Here is an 18,970-nt window from a genome sequence, read left to right as displayed (position 1 = left end):
GCTGGTCGGTCACCTTCTGGCCTTCCTGATCTTGGTGGTCACCCCGGGCAGCACCTGGGTGCCGACGCCCTCGTCGGTGAAGAGCTCGAGGAGCACCGCATGCGGCTCACGGCCGTCGACGACCGTCGCGCGCGGGACGCCGTCCTGCACGGCCTTGAGGCAGGCGCCCATCTTCGGCACCATCCCGCTCGCCAGGGTCGGCATCAGCTCGGCGAGCGACTCGGGGCTGATCTCGTAGATCACGTCGTCGCTGTCGGGCCAGTCGCGGAAGAGCCCCTCGACGTCGGTGAGCACGAGCAGCTTCTCCGCACCCAGGGCGGCGGCGAGGGCCGCTGCGGCGGTGTCGGCGTTCACGTTGTGCACGCGCCCGTCGACGTCGGGAGCGACGCTCGAGACGACCGGGATGCGACCGGCCTCGATCAGGTCGACCACCGCCTCGGGGCGCACGTGGGCGACCTCGCCCACCAGGCCGAGGTCGACCTCCTCGCCGTCGACCACCGTGTTGGTGGGCTCGGCGGTGAACAGACCGGCGTCCTCGCCGGACAGTCCGACGGCCAGCGGCCCGTGCTCGTTGATCAGGCCGACGAGCTCACGCTGCACCTGTCCGACCAGCACCATCCGCACGACGTCCATCGCCTCGGGGGTGGTGACCCGCAGGCCGCCTCGGAACTCCGACTCGATACCGAGCCGGTCCAGCATCGTGGAGATCTGGGGGCCACCGCCGTGCACCACCACGGGCTTGAACCCGGCGAACCGCAGGAAGGCGATGTCCTCGGCGAATGCGCGCTTGAGGCTCTCGTCCGTCATCGCGTTGCCGCCGTACTTCACCACCACGATCTTGTGGTGGTAGCGCTTGAGCCAGGGCAGCGCCCCGGCCAGCGTCTCGGCCTTCGCCGGGTCGGCCGGCTTCGGCTGGTGGATCTTGCCGTCCGGGTGCAGGTCAGCGGGCAGGGTCTCGTCGTCGCTCATGAGGAGTAGGCGCTGTTCTCGTGGACGTAGGCGTGGGTGAGGTCGTTGGTCCAGACGGTCGCGCGCTCGGCGCCCGCCTTGAGGTCAATCGTGACGCTGACCTCGCGTGGCTTCAGGTCGACGGTCGTCGGGTCGGCGTGCGGCGTGGACTGCTTGCAGACCCACACGCCGTTCATGGCGACGTCGAGGTCGGCGGGGTCGAACGCGGCGTCGGTCGTGCCGATGCTGGCCAGGACGCGGCCCCAGTTCGGGTCGTTGCCGAACACCGCGGCCTTGAACAGGTTGCTCCGTGCCACGCTGCGCCCCACGGCGACGGCGTCGTCCTCCGTGGCGGCGTTGAGCACGGTGATCGCGATCTCGTGGTCGGCCCCCTCGGCGTCACGCAGCAGCTGCATGGCCAGGTCGGTGCAGGCCTGGGTCAGTGCCTCGGTGAAGTCGGGCAGGGAGGGCGTGATGCCGCTGGCCCCGCTGGCCATCACGGTGACGGTGTCGTTGGTCGACATGCAGCCGTCGGAGTCGAGACGGTCGAAGGACACCCGGGTGGCGGCGCGCAGCGCCGTGTCCAGGTCGGCGGCCGGGACGACGGCGTCGGTGGTGAGCACCACCAGCATCGTGGCCAGCTGCGGGGCGAGCATCCCGGCGCCCTTCGCCATCCCGCCGATCGACCAGCCCGCGCCCTCCACGACGACCTGCTTGCTCACCGAGTCGGTCGTCATGATCGCCTCGGCGGCGTCGGCGCCGTGGTCACCGAGGGCGGCGTACGCCGCGTCGACCCCGTCGAGGAGGTTCTGCCGGGGGTTCGTGAGACCGATCAGGCCGGTCGAGCAGACGACGACATCGATGGCGCCGATGCCCAGGTTCGACGCCACCTGCTCGGCCACCGCGTGCGTGGTCTGGAAGCCCTCGGCGCCGGTGTAGCAGTTGGCGCCGCCGGAGTTCAGCACGACGGCGCGCACGGTGCCGTCCTTGACGACCTCCTGGCTCCACAGCACCGGGTTGGCCTTGCAGCGGTTGCTGGTGAACACGGTCGCGGAGTCGTGCGTGGGCCCGTCGTTGACGACCAGCGCGACGTCCTTGGCGCCGGTCGACTTCAGCCCGGCGGGCACTCCGCTGGCCCGGAAGCCCCGGGGGGAGGTCACGCTCACTTCTTGCCCTTCTTTCCGCCGGTCGGGGTCACGGGCACCGCGGCCTCCACCTCGTGCCCGGCGTCGCGCCAGGCGTCCGCGGCGCGCGCGGCGTCCGCGGTGGGGACGAGCACCCAGTCGGTGTCGAAGGTGGAGAGCGTGAACACGCTGATCTCGGCCTCCGCCAGCGGGGTCAGCAGCTGGACGAGCACACCCGTGAGCGCGAAGTCGAGCGGGCCCTCGACGGCGAACGCCGTGAACGGCTTGTGGTGGACGGCCTTGGTCGGCACGCTGCGACCGGCACACACCACCGAGGTCTCGGTCGCCGTCGCGGTGACCGAGAAGATCGAGGACGACTCGGCCCAGGCCGGGATCTCGCTGCCGGGTCCGAGCCGGACGACGGCCAGGGTCTCGGGGAACTGGTTCAGCTTCACGGGGCGACTCCGATCGTCGTCAGGCCCAGGCCCTCGTCGAGGCCGAGGGCGAGGTTCATGCACTGCACCGCGGCGCCCGCGGTGCCCTTCGCGAGGTTGTCCACCGCGCCCACCGCCACCAGCCGGCCGGCCGCCTCGTCGACCGTCACCTGGACGTGGACGGCGTTCGAGCCCGTGACCGACTTCGTCTGGGGCCACTGGCCCTGCGGCAGCACGTGCACGAACGGCTCGTCGGCGTACGCCTTGCGGTAGGCGTCGTGGGCCTCGTCCGCGGTCAGCGGGCCGGCGAGCGGCGCCGAGCAGGTCGCCAGGATGCCGCGGGGCATCGGCACGAGCAGCGGCGTGAAGCTGACCCGGACCTCACCATCGACCAGGCCGGAGAGGTTCTGGACGATCTCGGGGGTGTGCCGGTGGGTGCCGCCCACGCCGTAGGCGCTCGCGTTCCCCATGACCTCGCTGCCGAGCAGGTGCGGCTTGGCCGCCTTGCCGGCCCCGCTGGTGCCGGACGCGGCCACGACCGTGACGTCGGGCTCGACCAGTCCGGCCGCGATCGCGGGGGCCATGGTCAGCGTGGACACCGTCGGGTAGCAGCCGGGGACGGCGACCCGGGTGGCGCCGGTCAGCAGGGCGCGCTGCCCGGGCAGCTCGGGCAGGCCGTAGGGCCAGGTGCCGGCGTGCGTGCCGCCGTAGAACTTGTCCCAGGCGGCGGGGTCGGCGAGCCGGAAGTCGGCGCCGCAGTCGATCACCACGACGTCGTCGCCCAGCAGAGCTGCGATCTCCCCCGACTGGCCGTGCGGGAGCGCCAGGAACACGACGTCGTGACCGGAGAGCGTCTCGAGGTCGGTCGGGTCCAGCACGCGGTCCGCCAGCGGCACCAGGTGCGGCTGGAGCCCGCCCAGGGGCTGTCCGGCGTTGGACGCGCCGGTGAGCGCTCCGATCTCGACCTCGGGATGCGCGAGCAGGTGCCGGAGCAGCTCGCCCCCGGCGTACCCGCTCGCGCCTGCGACGGCGACTCGTCTCCTCGTCATGTGCATGACTATACAGATTCATGCATGACCATGTAGACCCCGGCCGGCCCTGTTGGTGTGTCGGTCGTCACGACTACCTTGCGATCCATGGCCAAGCTCGAGTTCGCCGACTACCTGCGGCACATCCGTGACGAGTCCCGACGCTTCCGTGACGTGCTCGCGTCGTGCCCTCCCTCCGCTCGTGTACCCAGCTGCCCCGACTGGGAATCGTCAGACCTTCTCTGGCACCTCGCCGAGGTGCAGTGGTTCTGGGCCAAGGTGGTGCGCACCAGGCCCGCGGCCCCGGACGAGGGGGACGAGGGGCCGACGCGTCCGGACTCCCACGAGGGCCTGCTAGCAGCCTTCGACGAGCACTCCGCCGCGCTCCTCGCCGAGCTCGAGGCCGCCGACCCCGCGGAGACTGCCTGGACCTGGGCCACCGAGCAGTCGGTGGGCTTCATCTTCCGACGGCAGGCGCACGAGGCCCTGATCCACCGGCTCGACGCCGAGCTGACCGCCGGGACGGTCACCCCGCTGGACCGCGAGCTGGCGGCCGACGGGGTGCTCGAGTGCCTGGACGTGATGTTCGGGGGGTGCCCGCCCTGGGGCGAGTTCGCGCCGCTCCCCCACCACGTCCGCGTCGACATCACCGACACCGGGGAGTCGGTGTGGGTCCAGATCGGTCGGTTCACCGGCACCGACCCGCGGACCGAGGTCCACCACGACGAGGACGACGTCCGCGTCGTGGACGACCCCGGCACCGATCCCGACGCGGTGGTCGACGGGCCGGCCGGGGCACTGGACGCGTGGCTGTGGCGGCGTGGGGACGACAGCCAGGTCCGGGTGCACGGCGACCGGGCCGTCTACGACCACTTCCGGCTGGCGGTCAATCACCCCATCACCTGAGCCGCGCGCCCAGCCGGTCGTCCCGGCGATGTCCGCCCTGAAGCGGCCGAGCATGAGGCGATCCCGATGTCGACCGCGAACGAGGTACAGACCGCGGAGCAGACCCTCGCGTCGTAGGGCCGCCTGCTCCACGACCCGCACGGACGCCGCATCGGCCGGGTCGCACGTGGCAGAGGATCGCCCGCGGTCCAGGTGGTCCAACCAGGGCTCGACGAGCAGCCGCGACACTCCTGTCGCGTCAGCCCGACCCCAGCCGGCGCGCCGGATCGTGGTGTGCCCGTGAAGCGACACACCACCGGGTCCGAGACGAACGCGTGGACGGCCTCGACGTCGCCCTCACGAAACCGGGCGAGCACCACGCGCGATCCGCGACTCAGGACTTCCCCCGGGACGTCGGCAATGCGTCAGGAGGTCTTTGCCGGGTGCCACCCGGCCCCGCTCCACGACCCGGATCAGGCCCGCTGGACCGCGCCGGTGCGCTCGGCGGCCAGCGCCACCGCAGCATCGCGGGCAGCGGCCGTCTCGTGCTCGGTGAGCGTCCGGTCAGGGGCGCGGAACCGCAGCGCGAAGGCGAGCGACTTGTGCCCCGCACCGACCTGGTCGCCCGTGTAGACGTCGAACAGCCGGATCGTCTCGAGCAGCTCGCCGGCACCCTCGCGCAGCGCCGCCTCGACGGATGCCGCGGTGACGGTCTCGCCGACGACCAGGGCCACGTCCTCCTTGGCGACGGGATAGGACGAGAGCACCGGGCCCGCGACGACGTCGCGCGCGTGGCGCATCAGCAGGTCGAGGTCGATCTCGACGGCGGCCGTGCGCGGGGGCAGGCCGAAGGCCTGGCAGACCCGCGGGTGCAGCTCACCGGCGTGCCCGAGCTCCTGGCCGCCCACCGAGACGCGCGCGCACCGCCCGGGGTGCCAGGGCATCCGCGTGGCCGCGTCCACGGCGATGTCGACGCCGAGCTCGCCGGCGAGCCGGCGCACCAGCTCGATCGCGTCGGACCAGCCGGCCTCGCGACCTGCGCCCCACCAGCCGGCCCGCTCGCGCTCGCCGGCGAGGACCACGGCGAGGTGCAGCGGCTGCTCCGGCAAGGCCTCGACCAGCCTGGCGATCTCGTCGTCGGTGGGCCGCGCCTCGACCCCGTAGATCGGCGCAGCGCCGCGATCGACGGGGAAGGCGACCGTGCCGGTCTCGAAGAGGGACACCCCGGGGGCTCCGCGGCCCACGTTGCGGGCCGCAGCCTTCAACAGCCCCGGCAGCAACGTGGTGGTGTAGCCCGGCTCCTCGCTGGAGAGCGGGTTCGCGAGGCGCACGGTGTGTCGCAGCGGGTCGTCGGCGGGCAGCCCGAGCGCGTCGAACGCCGCGTCCCCGATGAACGGGAAGCTCAGCACCTCGACGCAGCCCGCGCCGGCCAGCGTCCGACCGACCCGGCGACGCAGCCGCTGCTCGCGGCTCAGGCCCCGCCCGGAGGAGGCCGTCGGCAGCACCGACGGCACCTGGTCGTAGCCCACGATGCGCGCGACCTCCTCGACGAGGTCGTAGGGGTCGTTCAGGTCCGGGCGCCAGGACGGCGGGGTGGCGGTGAGCCGGTCACCGTCGACGTCCACCTGGCAGCCCACGGCACGCAGGTTCCCGATGGTCGTGTCGGGCTCGATCGCCATGCCGGTGACGCGCGCCGGGAGGTCGACGTCGATCTCGATGGCGGGGCGGGCGGGTGCGCGGCCCACATGGGTCACCCCGGGCTCGACGGTGCCGCCGCCGTACGTCGTCAGCAACTCGGCCACGCGGTCGGCGGCGTACGGCGGGAGCTCGGGGTCGACGCCCCGCTCGAAGCGCTTGGATGCCTCGGAGGGCAGCTTGTGACGCTTCTGCGTGCGGAAGACCGAGACCGGGTCGAAGTGCGCGGCCTCGATCACGACGTGGGTGGTGGTCGCGGAGAGCTCGGTGGTCTCGCCGCCCATCACGCCGGCCAGGCCGATCGGACCGGAGTCGTCGGTGATCAGCAGGTCCTCGGTCGACAGCACGCGGTCGACACCGTCGAGGGTGCGCAGCCGCTCCCCCTCCGTGGCGCGCCGGACGCGGATCGGGCCGGCGAGCTTGTCGCCGTCGTACCCGTGGATCGGCTGGCCGAGCTCGAGCATCACGTAGTTGGTGACGTCCACGGCGAGCGAGATCGGACGCATGCCCGCCAGGAACAGGCGGCGCGCCATCCAGGTGGGCGTGGGCGCGGCCGGGTCGAACCCGGTCACCGTGCGCGTCACGAAGACCGGGCAACCCCCGGCGTCGTCGACGACCACGGGGTAGCCGTCGTCGTTCGCCTCCGGGACCGTGCGCGACGCGGGGTCGGTGAACGGGATCGACAGGGCGAGGGCCGCCTCGCGGGCGATGCCGCGCAGCGAGAGCGCGTAGGCCCGGTCGGGGTTGATCTCGAACTCGATCACCTCGTCACGCAGGTGCAGCAGCTCGAAGACGTCGTCACCGGGCTTCCCGGCGTCGGCGGGCAGCACGATGATGCCGTCGTGGTCGTCGCCGAGGCCCAGCTCGCGGGCCGAGCAGATCATGCCGGCCGACAGGTGGCCGTAGGTCTTGCGTGCGGAGATCTCGAAGTCGCCCGGCAGCACGGCGCCCGGGAGCACGACGACCACCAGGTCACCGGGCGCGAAGTTGTGGGCACCGCACACGATGCCCTGCGGCTCGCCCGTGCCGTTGGCGTCGCCCACGTCGACGGTGCACCAGTTGATGGTCTTGCCGTTCTTCTGCGGCTCGGGCTCCATCGTGAGCACGCGGCCGACGACCAGGGGGCCGGTGATGTCGTGGCCGGGCCGCTCGAGCGCCTCGAGCTTGAGGCCCAGCGCGGTCAGCTCGTGCGCGAGCTGCTCGGCCGTGAGGTCCTCGGGCAGCTCGACGTGGTCACGGATCCAGGACAGGGGGGCACGCATGCTCAGATTTCCGTTCCGAAAGCGGTGGTGAAGCGGACGTCGCCCTCGAAGAATCCGCGCAGGTCCTCGATGGCGTGGCGGAACATCAGGGTGCGGTCGATGCCCATGCCGAACGCGAAGCCGGTGAAGCGCTCGGGGTCCACGCCGCAGGCCCGGAGCACGCGCGGGTTGACCATGCCGCAGCCACCCCACTCGATCCAACCCTCGCCACGGCAGGTGCGGCAGGTCTCGACGACGCCGGCGGCGCCACGGCACACGAAGCACACGAGGTCGACCTCGGCGCTCGGCTCGGTGAAGGGGAAGTACGACGGGCGGAAGCGGGTGGTGATGCCCTCACCGAACATCGCCTCGGCGAAGTGGTCGAGAGTGCCCTTCAGGTGCGCCATGGTGATGCCCTCGTCGACGACGAGCCCCTCGACCTGGTGGAACATCGGGCTGTGCGTGGCGTCGTACTCGTCGGTGCGGAAGACGCGCCCGGGGCAGACGATGTAGATCGGGGGCTTGCGCGTGAGCATGGTCCGGGCCTGGACCGGCGAGGTGTGGGTCCGCAGCACGACGCCCTGGTCCTGGGGGTCGGTCCAGAAGGTGTCCTGCATGGTGCGGGCCGGGTGGTCGGCGCCGAGGTTGAGGGCGTCGAAGTTGAGCCACTCGGCCTCGATGACCGGGCCCTCGGCGACCTCCCAGCCCATCGCGACGAACACGTCGGCGATCCGCTCGGAGCCGGTCGTGATCGGGTGCCGGGCGCCGGCGGGCGACCGGTCGCTCGGGAGGGTGACGTCCACCGTCTCCTCGACGAGCATCCGCTCCTCGTGCTCGACCTCGAGCACCGCCTGCCGCTCGGCAAGGGCCTTGTTGACCGCTCCGCGAGCCTGACCGATGCGCTGCCCCGCCTCCTTGCGCGCCTGCGGCGGCAGGGCACCGATCTCCCGGTTGGCGAGGGCCAGCGGTGAGCGGTCACCGGCGTGCTCGAGACGCGCCCGCTTCAGCGACTCGAGGTCCGCGGCCGCGGCGATGGCAGCCAGCGCGGCGTCCCGGGCGGCCTCGACCTCCTCGGGCTTCAACGGGGTGACCTCCACGGGGTCGTAATCGGTGTTCGGTCCCGACATGACTGCCTTTCGGGGCTTCGACTTCTGGGGCCGCGTCCGGCGGCTGCCGGTCGCGGGTGCCCGCCAAGTCTAGGAAGGCCGGGCAGCGGGTCGCGACCGGGTTCTGCCCGCCGGTCCCGGCAGCGGCGTGGCTAGGGTCGCCGGTCCTCGCTCGGCCAGGTGAGCGCGATCCGGGCACCACCGCCGGGCGCGTCGTCGATGACGACCGTCCCGCCGTGCGCACGGACCAGTCCGTTCACGATGTAGAGACCCAGCCCGGAACCGCCGCGGACGCTGTCCTTCCAGAACTTCGTGAACACCCGGCGACGCATCTCGGGCGGGATCCCGCTGCCCTCGTCGTCGACGACGAGGCGTACGCCGCGACTGCCGTCCGCGTCCTCCGTGCCGACTGCCTCGAGCGCGACGCGCACGGTGCCGTCACCGTGCCGGACGCCGTTCTCCACCACGTTGGTCACCACCTGCGTGAACTTGTCCGGGTCCACGCTGATCTCGGGCAGCTCACCGGCGATCTCCAGCTCGATCGGCCTGCTGGTGCTGGCGCGGACCGACTCGACCACGCGGGTGACCAGGACCGCTGCGTCCGAGGGCCGGGGGTAGAGCTGGAGCCGTCCGGTGTCGATGCGGGCCACGTCGAGCAGCTCGGCGATCAGCCGGCTGAGCCGGTCGGAGTCCGAGGCGACCGTGGTCAGCATCAGCTTCTTCTGCTCGTCGCTGAGCTTGTCCCAGCGGTTCAGGAGCGCCTGCACGAATCCCTTGACGCCCGTGAGGGGCGAGCGCAGCTCGTGCGCGACGGTCGCCACCAGGTCGGACCGCTCCCGGTCGAGCCGGGCGCGTCCGCGACCGGAACGGATGCTGACGGCCACCCGGTCCACCGGCGCGTCGAGGGAGGGGCGGTGGATCCGGGCCACCACGAGGACCTCGCTGCCGTCGGGGACCAGCCAGGGCTGCTCCGGCACCGCGGTGCGCGTGCGCAGCCCGCGATAGGGGCAGTTGGTGGAGAACCAGTCGCGGCCCTCCTGGTCCCGCAGCGCGAGGACCTCGCCGAGTGGCCTGCCCACCGCTTCCTCGGGGCGGACGCCGAGCAGCAGCCCGGCCGCCCGGTTGACGCCCGTCACCGTCCCGGCGCCGTCCGCGATCACGGCGCCGTCGGGCAGCGCGTCGAGGTCCGTGGAGGTCACGCGCTCACCTTAGGCCGTGGGCGAGGGCTCCGCGCCGACCCGACGGTCGACGCTCTCCTGCCCGGCCCGCTCCCCCACGACCGTCAGGGCGGACAGCCTCGCGGTCGGGACGACGGTCAGCGCGAGCAGGACCGCGACAACAGTCAGGGCGGCCTCGACTCCGGCACGCTCGGCGACCAGTCCCAGCACCGGCGTCGCCAGGAGCACGGGGCCGGTCTGCGCCAACCCCAGGAGCGACTGGAACCTCGCCAGCATGCCCGGCGGGGTCGAGGCCACGAACGCAGGGAGCAGGGACGTCGTGAGCAGTGACGTCCCGACGCCGACCAGAGCCTGGGCCACCAGCGCGACCACGAGGTTGCCGGCCACCGCGAACACGGCCACGCCGGCCGCGGCGACGACCAGCCCGGCCACCGCGAAGCGGCGGGGCAGGACTCCCCGGCGGGCGACGACGAGCGTGACCACGAGCCCACCGACCAGCCAGGCGGCCGACACGGCGCCGGTCTGGCCGGCGGTCCAGCCACGGTCCCGACCCGCCAACGGAACGCACAGCATCACCAGCGGGAGCACACTGGCGGCCAGCCCCACCACGGTGAGCAGCATCGCGGGGATGCCCGGCGTGCGTGCGGCCGCCCGAGCGCCGTCGGCCACGCCGCGCCACCCTCGCGAGGGCGTGGCGCCGGCGGACGTGTGCTCGTTCTCGTACGGCGGCCGAACCGCCAGGAGGGCGAGCAGGACGACGCCGTAGGTCGAGGCGTCCAGGAGCGAGGTCGTCGCCAACCCGCCCACCGCCACCAGGACTCCGCCCAGCGCCGGCCCAGCGAGCCGCGCGAGCTCCAGGCTGGTGCCGGTCGTGGCCATCAGCCTGCCCAGCTCCTCGGTCGACGCGAACAGCCGCGGGAACACCCCCTCGGCAGGGCGGCGCAGCGCCGCGACGGTCCCCGACAGCAGCCCCAGCGCCACCAGCGACCAGAACGGCACGCCGGCCAGCGACACGCAGCCGAAGACGGTCATCACCAGCAGCATCGCCGCGTCGCAGCCGAGCATGACGCGACGGGTGCCGTGCCGGTCGGCCAGCTGGCCGCCGACCAGGATCAGCAGGCACAGCGGCACCCCCTCGACCGTCAGCACCAGGGAGGCTGCGTCGCCACCGAAGCCGGCCGCCACCCAGCCGAGGGCGAAGAAGGTGATCGAGTCCCCCAGCGTCGACACCGTGGCAGCACACAGCCACACCGCGAACGGGTGACGCTGCACCGTTCGCGTGGAGAGCCGCACCATCAGGCCGGTCGGATCGGCATGACGACTGCCAGGAAGCCGGCCTGGTACGGCGAGCGCAGCACCACCGGGCGCTCCGGCGCCGACACCTCGACGACCACCTCGTCCCCGAGGCAGGAGGAGAGCGCACGCCGGGCCAGCGTGGCCCCGAGGACGACGGTGACCTCGTGACCGTCGACCACGCCGTCGACACGATGTCCGGGCACCGCCCCGCCCACATGAGCCTCGCCCTCCGGCACGCCGACGCCGGCCCCGCCGGCCGTCAACGCCAGGGCGACCTCGGCGCGCCCCACCCGGTCGATGCTGTCACGCAGGTCCATGGCCGACACGACGCCCCGGGTCATCGCCGGCTCCAACCCCTCGAGGACGATCCGGTGCGCGGGGTAGGCACCCGCGCGCCCCCGGACCACGTGCGGTCCCGCAGCGTCCGTGCGCACCGTCAGCGTGTTGCCGAGCACCTCCAGCGTCACCACGCCGGAGCTGTCCAGCAGGGCGACCAGGGCGACCAGGTCCGGGAGCGCCACGACCACGCGTCCGCCCTCGCCGGTGGACTCCGGGACGGCCAGGGTGCGGACCGCCATCCAGTACCGGTTCGTGGCGACCACGTCGACCGAGCCCTCGGCGAGGTCGACCAGGACGCCGCTCAGTGGCGACATGGGGTCGCTGTCAGCCGCGGGGCGCACCTGGCGCAGGGCCGCGGCGAGGACCGGCCCCTCCAGGGACACCGTCGCCGGCCGCGCGGGCCCGGAACCCGCCTCGATGGCCGCCTGCACCTCGCGCAGCGAGGCCTCTGCCTGCGCCAGGCCGGCGGCCCGCTCGTCGATGAAGGCCCCGAGGACTGCACGGGCGTGGGCCGGAGTCCCGTCGAGCACCGTGCGCATCGACTCGATGGGCACACCGGCCCCGCGCATGGCAACGATCAGACGGGCTCGCTGCGCGAGGTCGGGCGTGTAGTAGCGGTAGCCGGTCGTGTGGTCGACCTCGGCCGGCACGAGCAGCCCGCACTCGTCGTAGTGCCGCAAGGCGCTGGGAGTCAGTCCGACGGCGCGCGCGAAGGCGCCGATCGTGAGCAGTGGTGGTGAGAACACGCGCACCACGGTCCGGCTTCAGGTGACCTGAAGGTCAAGCCCGACGCTGCTGGCGCGCGGAGGCGTAGAGGCACAGCGCGGCCGCGGTGGACAGGTTCAGGCTCTCCGCCCGGCCGTGGATCGGGATGCGGACCCGGTGGTCGGCGAGCGCGGCGAGCTCGTCGGGCAACCCCCAGGCCTCGTTGCCGAACAGCCAGGCGGTCGGAGCGGCGAGCAGCTCGTCGGACTCGTCCAGATCGACCTCGCCCGACCCGTCGGCAGCCAGCACCGTCAGGCCGGCCGACCGGGCGACCCGCACGGCCTCGGCCGGGTCCGGCTCCACGGCCAACGGCAGGTGGAACAGGCTGCCGACGCTGGCCCGCACGGTCTTGGGGTTGTAGGCGTCGACCGACTGACCGGCGAAGACCACCGCGTCGGCGCCGGCCGCGTCAGCGCAGCGCACGACGGTGCCGGCATTGCCGGGGTCGCGGACGTCGGCGCAGATCGCGACGAGCCGGGGGCCGCGGTCCAGCACGTGCCCGAGGGGTCGGTCCACGAAACGGCACACGCCGACGACGCCGGCGGGCGACACGCTGTCGCTGAGCGAGGCGAGCGCCTTGTCGTCCACGAGCGTCCAGGCGGGCGCGGCGGCCGCCAGCTCGGCGTACTGCTCGGTGGCGGTCGGCGTCGCGAAGACCTCGACGACGCAACCGGGGACCGTCAGGGCACCCTCGACGGCCTTGGGACCGTCGGCAAGGAAAAGCCGCCGCTCGGCGCGAACCGAGCGGCGGCTGAGCTTGCGCGCCTCCTTGACCCTGGTGTTGCCCGAGGTCAGGGGAGCCACGATCAAGCAGAGACCTTGGGCGCGTTGACGTCCTCGGGGAGGGCGGCCTTGGCGGTCTCGACGAGCGCGTTGAACGCGGCGATGTCGTTGACGGCCAGGTCGGCGAGGATCTTGCGGTCGACCTCGACGCCGGCCAGGTTCAGGCCCTGGATGAAGCGGTTGTAGGTCATGCCCTGCGCACGCGCGGCCGCGTTGATGCGCTGGATCCACAGCTTGCGGAAGTTGCCCTTGTTCTTGCGCCGGTCGTTGTAGCTGTAGACCAGCGAGTGGGTGACCTGCTCCTTCGCCTTGCGGTAGAGGCGCGAACGCTGTCCGCGGTAACCGCTGGCGCGCTCGAGGACGACCCGGCGCTTCTTCTGGGCGTTCACTGCCCGCTTGACGCGTGCCACGTTGTTACTCCTTGTTGCTTGGTTCGGGGTGCGCTGGTCGCGACGGACCGGCGGTGGTTCAGGACGAGCTGGGTCAGAGACCCAGCATCTTCTTGGCGCGCGAGACGTCGGACTTGGCGAGCTCGGTGGTGCCCGTCATCCGACGCGTCACCTTCGAGGGCTTCTTCTCGAGGTTGTGGCGCTTGCCGGCCTTCTCGCGAAGGATCTTGCCCGAGCCCGTGACCCGGAACCGCTTGCCAGCACCGGAGTGCGTCTTGTTCTTCGGCATCTCTCTGCTCTCTATCTCGTGGTCAGGCCGCACAGGGGCGGCCGATCATGTCGTCAGCGTGGGTGACCCGGCCAGGCGCCGGATCAGGCCTCGATCTCGGGGTCGAGGTTCTCGGAGCGTCCGCGCTCCTTCTTCTGCGCCACCGGACCGGCGGCGTGCGCCGCGTCGCGCTCCGCCTTCTCGTCGGCCTCGAGCGCGGCACGCTCGGCGGCCTTGCTCTCCTTGGCGGCCTTCATCTCGACCTTGGCGTCGGCCTTCTTCTTGTGCGGGCCGAGCACCATGATCATGTTGCGCCCGTCCTGCTTGGGCGCGGACTCGACGAAGCCCAGGTCGGTGACGTCCTCGGCCAGGCGCTGCAGCAGCCGGAAACCGAGCTCGGGACGGTGCTGCTCGCGGCCACGGAACATGATCGTGATCTTGACCTTGTCACCGGCGCGGAGGAACCGCACGACGTGACCCTTCTTGGTCTCGTAGTCGTGCGCGTCGATCTTCGGACGAAGCTTCATCTCCTTGATGATGACGTTCGTCTGGTTCCGGCGCGCCTCACGAGCCTTCTGGGCGTTTTCGTACTTGAACTTGCCGTAGTCCATGAGCTTGCAGACCGGCGGACGCGCCATGGGAGCGATCTCGACCAGGTCGAGGTCGGCCTCCTGCGCAAGGCGCAGCGCGTCGGCGGTGGGAACGATGCCGACGGTCTCGCCACTGGGGCCAACGAGACGGACCTCGGAAACCCGGATCCGGTCGTTGATTCGAAGCTCGGTGCTGATGTGTCCTCCTGATGGGAATCTGGCCGGAGGTCTCTGCACGTCCGGGCACCCGCCCGGAAATCAACAAAGGCTTCCGCTTGTCATCAAGCGGAAGCCAGTCACGACACCTCTCCCGTCAGGGAAATGCATCACCGGGTGCCCTGCTCCGCGCGGTGCGCCGAACCTGGCTCTCGGGACCGGACCCGACGACCTGGACACCCGGAGGTGAGGCGGTCGATGCGGGTGGGAGAACGTCGTGCCTGATCTCCGCTTGTTGGATCAGCTCCCCTACCTGCACAGGGCGGACAGGAGAACTGATCGGTCAACACGGGATGTTAGCGGATCATTCCGCCTCAGGCCGAATCCAGGCAGGGCGACTCCCGACCAGGACCGGGCGCCAGCCGGCCGCCAGGCCCCGCAGGTCCTCTCCCTCGATCACGAGCGCGGTCGGGCCCGCGACGTCGACCAGGAGCGCAGCGGCGCCGTCCTGCACCGCCGACTGTGCCGCGACCTGGGTGGTCACCGGCACCGGCCGCGCCTCGGGGTTCCAGGCGGTCAACGACTCGGTGCCCGTGAACGCCAGCAGCGCGAGTCGGCCGTCGTTCCCCTGGAGCAGCACCGCCGCCATGTCGCTGGTCTTGTCGTGGGCGAGCCCGGCGTCGTCGTACTCGACCTCGCCGAGGACCGCGACGACCGGGACCAGGAGCCTCGCCTGCTGGAGCGCTGCCAGCACGTCGGTCCACGCGGCGCGCGGGTCGGCGGCGTACGCCGTGAGCGCGCGCGACACCTCCTCGGAGACACGGCCGTGGTCGCCTGCGAACCCGGAGTCCGGGATCCGGCGGCGCTCTCCGTCGCCAGGGGGCTCGATCACTCCTCCATTCTCCCCGACGCAGGATCGCGCCGGAGTGGGCCACCCGCGGCGGCCACCGCGACGTGATCCAGGACACCGGTCCAAAGTCGAGTGTTCCGCTTGATTTAAGTCTATTAAGTCCGTAGACATAGCCACCATGTCGACGACAACCGTGGCGGCTCCACCCGCCCCCACCCCGACCCGGCGTCGGTCGCGCCCCCGCGGCTCGCGCCTCTCGTTCCTGCGCAGATGGGTCTCACCGATCGTCCTGATCGCCCTCTGGCAGCTGCTCAGCAGTGCCGGGGTCATCGACCCGCGGACCATCGCCTCCCCGCAGCAGATCGCGGCGACGGCCGCCGACCTGGTGCGCGACGGCACCCTCGGCGCGGCCACCCTGGTGTCGGTCCAGCGCGTCGCGATCGGCTTCCTGGTCGGCGCCGTCATCGGACTGGTGCTGGCTGTCCTCGCCGGTCTGAGCGGGCTCGGCGAGCACACGATCGACCCGCCGATGCAGATGCTGCGCACCCTCCCGCACTTCGGCCTGATCCCGCTCTTCATCATCTGGATGGGGATCGGTGAGGCGCCGAAGCTCGCGCTGATCGCGATGGGTGTGGCGTTCCCGCTCTACCTCAACACGCTGGCCGGCATCCACGGGATCGACCGCAAGACCGTCGAGGCCGCCCGCGCCATGGGGCTCACCTGGTCCCAGCGGATCCGGCACGTGGTCGTCCCCGGAGCACTCCCCCAGACCCTCGTCGGGCTGCGCCAGAGCCTCGGCATCGCGTGGCTCTCGCTCATCGTCGCGGAGACCATCAGCGCCCACTCCGGGCTCGGCTACATGATCAACCACGCCCGCGACTTCCTCCAGACCGACGTCATCGTCGTCGGTCTCGCCGTCTACAGCCTCCTCGGTCTCGCGACCGACGCGGTTGTCCGATACCTCGAAGGCAGGGCCCTCACATGGCGCGGCTGAACACGACCCGCAAGCCCGGCACCACGGAGCCCGGCACCCCGACCACCGACGGCACCTCCGGCGCGTACGCCGCCCGGGTGACCGCGCACAACCGGTCGTTCGGCGACACCCACGTGCTGAAGTCGATCGATCTCGACATCCGCCCGGGCGAGTTCGTGGCCCTGCTCGGTCGCAGCGGCTGCGGCAAGTCCACGCTCCTGCGCAGCCTGGCGCGACTCGACGCCGTACCCGCCGGCGAGGTCACCATCTCCGGCCGCACCTCCGTCGCGTTCCAGGAGCCGCGCCTCCTGCCGTGGCGCCGGGTGCGCGACAACGTGGAGCTGGCACTCCTGAACACCCCGGAGCGCCGCTCGCGCGGCGAGCGGGCAGCCCAGACGCTCGCCGAGGTCGGCCTGTCGGAGAAGCTCGACAGCTGGCCGAAGGAGCTCTCCGGCGGGCAGGCCCAGCGCGTCTCGCTGGCGCGCGCCCTCGTCAGCAACCCGTCCCTGCTGCTCCTCGACGAGCCGTTCAGCGCCCTCGACGCGCTGACCCGCATCGAGATGCACCAGCTCGTGATCGACCTGTGGCGCCGCCACTCGATGGCGGTCCTCATCGTCACCCACGACGTCGACGAGGCACTCGCCCTCGCCGACCGCGTCGTGGTGATGGACGAGGGCCGGCTCGCGCACAGCTGGCAGATCACCCTCCCCCGCTCCGACCGGGCACCGTCCCAGCCGGAGATCGCCGGGGCGCGCGCCCAGCTGCTCGACGCGCTGGGCGTCAAGCCGACCCCGCCGAACCCGAACCGCAACCCCCTGAACCGGCAAGGAGCCGCATGAACACCCAACGCCTGCACCGTCTGCACCGTGGAAGGAGGCGCGCCCCACTGGCCGCCGTGGCGGGTGTCGTCGCCGGCGCCCTGCTCCTCGCGGGCTGCGGTGGCTCCGCCACCGGCAACGAGGGCGCCGTCAAGAGCGACGGCTCGGTCGACCTGTCGAAGGTCACCCTGATCGTGGGCGACCAGAAGGGCACCAGCGCCCAGGCGCTGCTGAAGGCAGCCGGGCTCGACGACACCGACTACAAGATCCAGTGGCAGGAGTTCACCTCGGGTCCGCCGCTCCTCGAGGCGCTCAACGCCGGCTCCATCCACGTCGGGATGGTCGGCAACACCCCGCCGATCTTCGCCGCAGCCGCCAAGGGCACCTTCAAGATGGTCCAGGCCGTCACCTACACCGGCAAGGGCGACGTGATCCTCGTGCCGAAGGACTCGCCCATCAAGACCGTGGCCGACCTCAAGGGCAAGGACGTCGCCGTCGCCGAGGGCAGCTCGGCGAACTACAACCTGCTGGCCCAGCTGGACGATGCCGGACTGAAGTACGGCGACATCAACGTCTCGAACCTCCAGCCCGCCGACGCACTGGCCGCCTTCTCGTCCGGGCACCTCGACGCCTGGGCGATCTGGGACCCGTTCACATCGCAGGCCGTCATCGACGAGGGGGCCCGCGTCCTGGCCGACGGCAACGACCTCGTCAACGGCCTCAACTTCCAGGTGGCCTCCGACGCCGCCCTCGAGGACAAGGCGACCAAGGCCGCGCTGCAGGACTACCTGGGCCGGATCACGCAGGCACAGCTCTGGGCCGGGCAGCACCAGGACGAGTGGTCGAAGGTGTGGGCCGAGCAGACCGGTCTCTCTCCCGAGGTCACCCTCGCGGCCGCGAAGCAGCGCCCGGTGAGCGTCGTACCGATCGACCAGGACGTCATCGACTCCGAGCAGGAGATGGCCGACGCGTTCACCGCGAACGACCTGCTGCCGGGGTCGGTCAACGTGTCCGACTACTTCACCGACGAGTTCAACGACTACATCGCCGAGCAGGCCGAGAAGAACGGAGGGGCAGCATGAGCGCCCACCGCACGAAGCGCACCCACCGCACGATCCTCGCCGCGGCGGCGGCCCTCCTCGGGCTGTCGGTCCTCGCGGGTTGCGGCGGCTCGGCCACCGGCAACGAGGGCGCCGTCAACGACGACGGCTCGGTCGACCTCGACCAGGTCACGCTCATCGTCGGCGACCAGAAGGGCGGCTCCAAGGCGCTGCTCCAGGCCGCCGGGCAGCTCGACGACGTGCCCTACAAGATCCAGTGGCAGGAGTTCACCTCCGGGCCGCCGCTGCTCGAGGCCCTGAACGCCGGGTCGATCCACATCGGGGGCGTGGGCAACACCCCGCCGCTGTTCGCGGCCGCCGCCAAGGGCACGTTCCAGGTCGTCCAGGGGGCGACGTACGGCGGCACCGGTGACGCGATCGTCGTGCCGAAGGACTCCCCCATCAAGAGCGTGGCCGACCTGAAGGGGAAGAAGGTCGCCGTGGCCGAGGGCAGCTCGGCCAACTACAACCTGCTCGCACAGCTGGACAAGGCGGGCCTGGGCTACGACGACGTCGAGGTCCAGAACCTCCAGCCCGCCGACGCGCTCGCCGCGTTCTCCTCGGGGCACCTCGACGCCTGGGCCATCTGGGAGCCCTTCACCTCCCAGGCGGAGCAGGAGGCCGGCGCCCGCGTGATCACCACCGGCAGCGGCCTGGTCAACGGCTACGTCTTCCAGGTGGCTTCGCAGGCCGCGCTCGACGACCCGGCGACCACCGCCGCCCTGAAGGACTACGTCGGCCGCATCGCCCGCGCGCAGGTGTGGTCGCAGACGCACAAGGAGGAGTGGTCCAAGGTCTGGTCCGAGGAGACCGGTCTGAGCGAGGACATCACCCTGGCAGCGACGAAGAAGCGCGAGGTCGCTCTGGTGCCGATCGACCAGAAGGTCATCGACTCCGAGCAGGGCATGGCCGACGCGTTCACCGACAACGGCCTGCTGCCCGGCAAGATCGACGTGGCGCCGTTCTTCACCGACGACTTCAACTCCGAGACGACGGGGAAGTGA

The 18,970-nt window shown here is 71.8% G+C and carries 19 protein-coding genes; 5 read left to right on the top strand and 14 right to left on the bottom strand.

The window, feature by feature from the left end; translation table 11 throughout:
- Positions 1 to 9 precede the first annotated feature (9 nt).
- From argB to argC, 4 genes are read right to left on the bottom strand one after another with little or no spacing between them, the layout of a single operon-like run.
- Positions 10 to 969 carry an acetylglutamate kinase gene (gene argB, locus ACZ43H_RS06900; protein ID WP_464588834.1) on the bottom strand — a complete coding sequence of 320 codons (960 nt, stop codon included), beginning with the start codon at positions 967 to 969 and terminating at the stop codon, positions 10 to 12.
- Positions 966 to 2,114 carry a bifunctional glutamate N-acetyltransferase/amino-acid acetyltransferase ArgJ gene (gene argJ / locus ACZ43H_RS06895; protein ID WP_464588833.1) on the bottom strand — a complete coding sequence of 383 codons (1,149 nt, stop codon included), beginning with the start codon at positions 2,112 to 2,114 and terminating at the stop codon, positions 966 to 968. The genes argB and argJ overlap by 4 nt, the downstream gene beginning before the upstream one ends.
- A complete protein-coding gene (locus tag ACZ43H_RS06890; RefSeq protein WP_464588831.1) occupies positions 2,111 to 2,527 on the bottom strand; it encodes an ACT domain-containing protein in 417 nt (138 codons plus the stop codon). The genes argJ and ACZ43H_RS06890 overlap by 4 nt, the downstream gene beginning before the upstream one ends.
- Positions 2,524 to 3,561, bottom strand: coding sequence for an N-acetyl-gamma-glutamyl-phosphate reductase (gene argC, locus ACZ43H_RS06885; protein ID WP_464588829.1), 1,038 nt, complete (start codon positions 3,559 to 3,561; stop codon positions 2,524 to 2,526). The genes ACZ43H_RS06890 and argC overlap by 4 nt, the downstream gene beginning before the upstream one ends.
- Before the next feature lie 81 nt (positions 3,562 to 3,642).
- Here argC and ACZ43H_RS06880 point away from each other — a divergent pair, with 81 nt between their 5' ends.
- Positions 3,643 to 4,440 carry a maleylpyruvate isomerase family mycothiol-dependent enzyme gene (locus tag ACZ43H_RS06880; RefSeq protein WP_464588827.1) on the top strand — a complete coding sequence of 266 codons (798 nt, stop codon included), beginning with the start codon at positions 3,643 to 3,645 and terminating at the stop codon, positions 4,438 to 4,440.
- Positions 4,441 to 4,892: 452 nt separating this feature from the next.
- On the opposite strand, the gene pheT is transcribed toward ACZ43H_RS06880, so the two are convergent.
- The 10 genes from pheT to ACZ43H_RS06830 form a co-directional block, all read right to left on the bottom strand.
- Positions 4,893 to 7,376 carry a phenylalanine--tRNA ligase subunit beta gene (gene pheT / locus ACZ43H_RS06875; RefSeq protein ID WP_464588826.1) on the bottom strand — a complete coding sequence of 828 codons (2,484 nt, stop codon included), beginning with the start codon at positions 7,374 to 7,376 and terminating at the stop codon, positions 4,893 to 4,895.
- 2 nt (positions 7,377 to 7,378) lie between these two features.
- Entirely contained in the window at positions 7,379 to 8,482 is a 1,104-nt protein-coding gene (gene pheS / locus ACZ43H_RS06870; protein WP_464588824.1) for a phenylalanine--tRNA ligase subunit alpha, read from the bottom strand.
- 131 nt (positions 8,483 to 8,613) lie between these two features.
- On the bottom strand, positions 8,614 to 9,660 hold the full coding sequence (locus tag ACZ43H_RS06865; RefSeq protein WP_464588822.1) for a sensor histidine kinase: 1,047 nt from the start codon (positions 9,658 to 9,660) through the stop codon (positions 8,614 to 8,616).
- 9 nt (positions 9,661 to 9,669) lie between these two features.
- Positions 9,670 to 10,869, bottom strand: a complete 1,200-nt coding sequence (locus tag ACZ43H_RS06860; RefSeq protein ID WP_464588820.1) for an MFS transporter — start codon at positions 10,867 to 10,869, stop codon at positions 9,670 to 9,672.
- Positions 10,870 to 10,934: 65 nt separating this feature from the next.
- Positions 10,935 to 12,020, bottom strand: coding sequence for a DNA polymerase III subunit beta family protein (locus ACZ43H_RS06855; protein ID WP_464588818.1), 1,086 nt, complete (start codon positions 12,018 to 12,020; stop codon positions 10,935 to 10,937).
- Positions 12,021 to 12,054: 34 nt separating this feature from the next.
- A complete protein-coding gene (locus ACZ43H_RS06850; protein WP_464590753.1) occupies positions 12,055 to 12,843 on the bottom strand; it encodes a TrmH family RNA methyltransferase in 789 nt (262 codons plus the stop codon).
- A 2-nt stretch (positions 12,844 to 12,845) separates the two neighbouring features.
- Complete coding sequence (rplT, locus tag ACZ43H_RS06845; RefSeq protein ID WP_180933407.1) at positions 12,846 to 13,232, bottom strand: 50S ribosomal protein L20; 387 nt, start codon at positions 13,230 to 13,232, stop codon at positions 12,846 to 12,848.
- Positions 13,233 to 13,305: 73 nt separating this feature from the next.
- Entirely contained in the window at positions 13,306 to 13,500 is a 195-nt protein-coding gene (rpmI, locus tag ACZ43H_RS06840; protein ID WP_464588817.1) for a 50S ribosomal protein L35, read from the bottom strand.
- An 83-nt stretch (positions 13,501 to 13,583) separates the two neighbouring features.
- On the bottom strand, positions 13,584 to 14,306 hold the full coding sequence (gene infC, locus ACZ43H_RS06835) for a translation initiation factor IF-3 (RefSeq protein WP_464588815.1): 723 nt from the start codon (positions 14,304 to 14,306) through the stop codon (positions 13,584 to 13,586).
- Between the two features lie 283 nt (positions 14,307 to 14,589).
- On the bottom strand, positions 14,590 to 15,117 hold the full coding sequence (locus tag ACZ43H_RS06830; protein ID WP_464588814.1) for an SseB family protein: 528 nt from the start codon (positions 15,115 to 15,117) through the stop codon (positions 14,590 to 14,592).
- A gap of 136 nt (positions 15,118 to 15,253) precedes the next feature.
- Here ACZ43H_RS06830 and ACZ43H_RS06825 point away from each other — a divergent pair, with 136 nt between their 5' ends.
- Genes ACZ43H_RS06825 through ACZ43H_RS06810 form a run of 4 tightly spaced genes read left to right on the top strand, consistent with a single transcriptional unit; the run spans position 15,254 to position 18,970 of the window.
- Positions 15,254 to 16,069, top strand: coding sequence for an ABC transporter permease (locus ACZ43H_RS06825; RefSeq protein WP_464588812.1), 816 nt, complete (start codon positions 15,254 to 15,256; stop codon positions 16,067 to 16,069).
- Positions 16,057 to 16,887: an ABC transporter ATP-binding protein gene (locus ACZ43H_RS06820; protein WP_464588810.1), complete on the top strand. Its 831-nt coding sequence runs from the start codon at positions 16,057 to 16,059 to the stop codon at positions 16,885 to 16,887. The genes ACZ43H_RS06825 and ACZ43H_RS06820 overlap by 13 nt, the downstream gene beginning before the upstream one ends.
- Positions 16,884 to 17,948 (top strand): ABC transporter substrate-binding protein, encoded by a 1,065-nt coding sequence (locus ACZ43H_RS06815; protein WP_464588809.1) that lies wholly within the window; start codon positions 16,884 to 16,886, stop codon positions 17,946 to 17,948. The genes ACZ43H_RS06820 and ACZ43H_RS06815 overlap by 4 nt, the downstream gene beginning before the upstream one ends.
- Positions 17,945 to 18,970 carry an ABC transporter substrate-binding protein gene (locus ACZ43H_RS06810; RefSeq protein ID WP_464588807.1) on the top strand — a complete coding sequence of 342 codons (1,026 nt, stop codon included), beginning with the start codon at positions 17,945 to 17,947 and terminating at the stop codon, positions 18,968 to 18,970. The genes ACZ43H_RS06815 and ACZ43H_RS06810 overlap by 4 nt, the downstream gene beginning before the upstream one ends.

It is taken from the genome of Nocardioides sp. DN36, from assembly GCF_055380375.1.
Note: the sequence above shows the minus strand (reverse complement) of the source record. Positions and strands in the feature narration are given on the sequence as shown.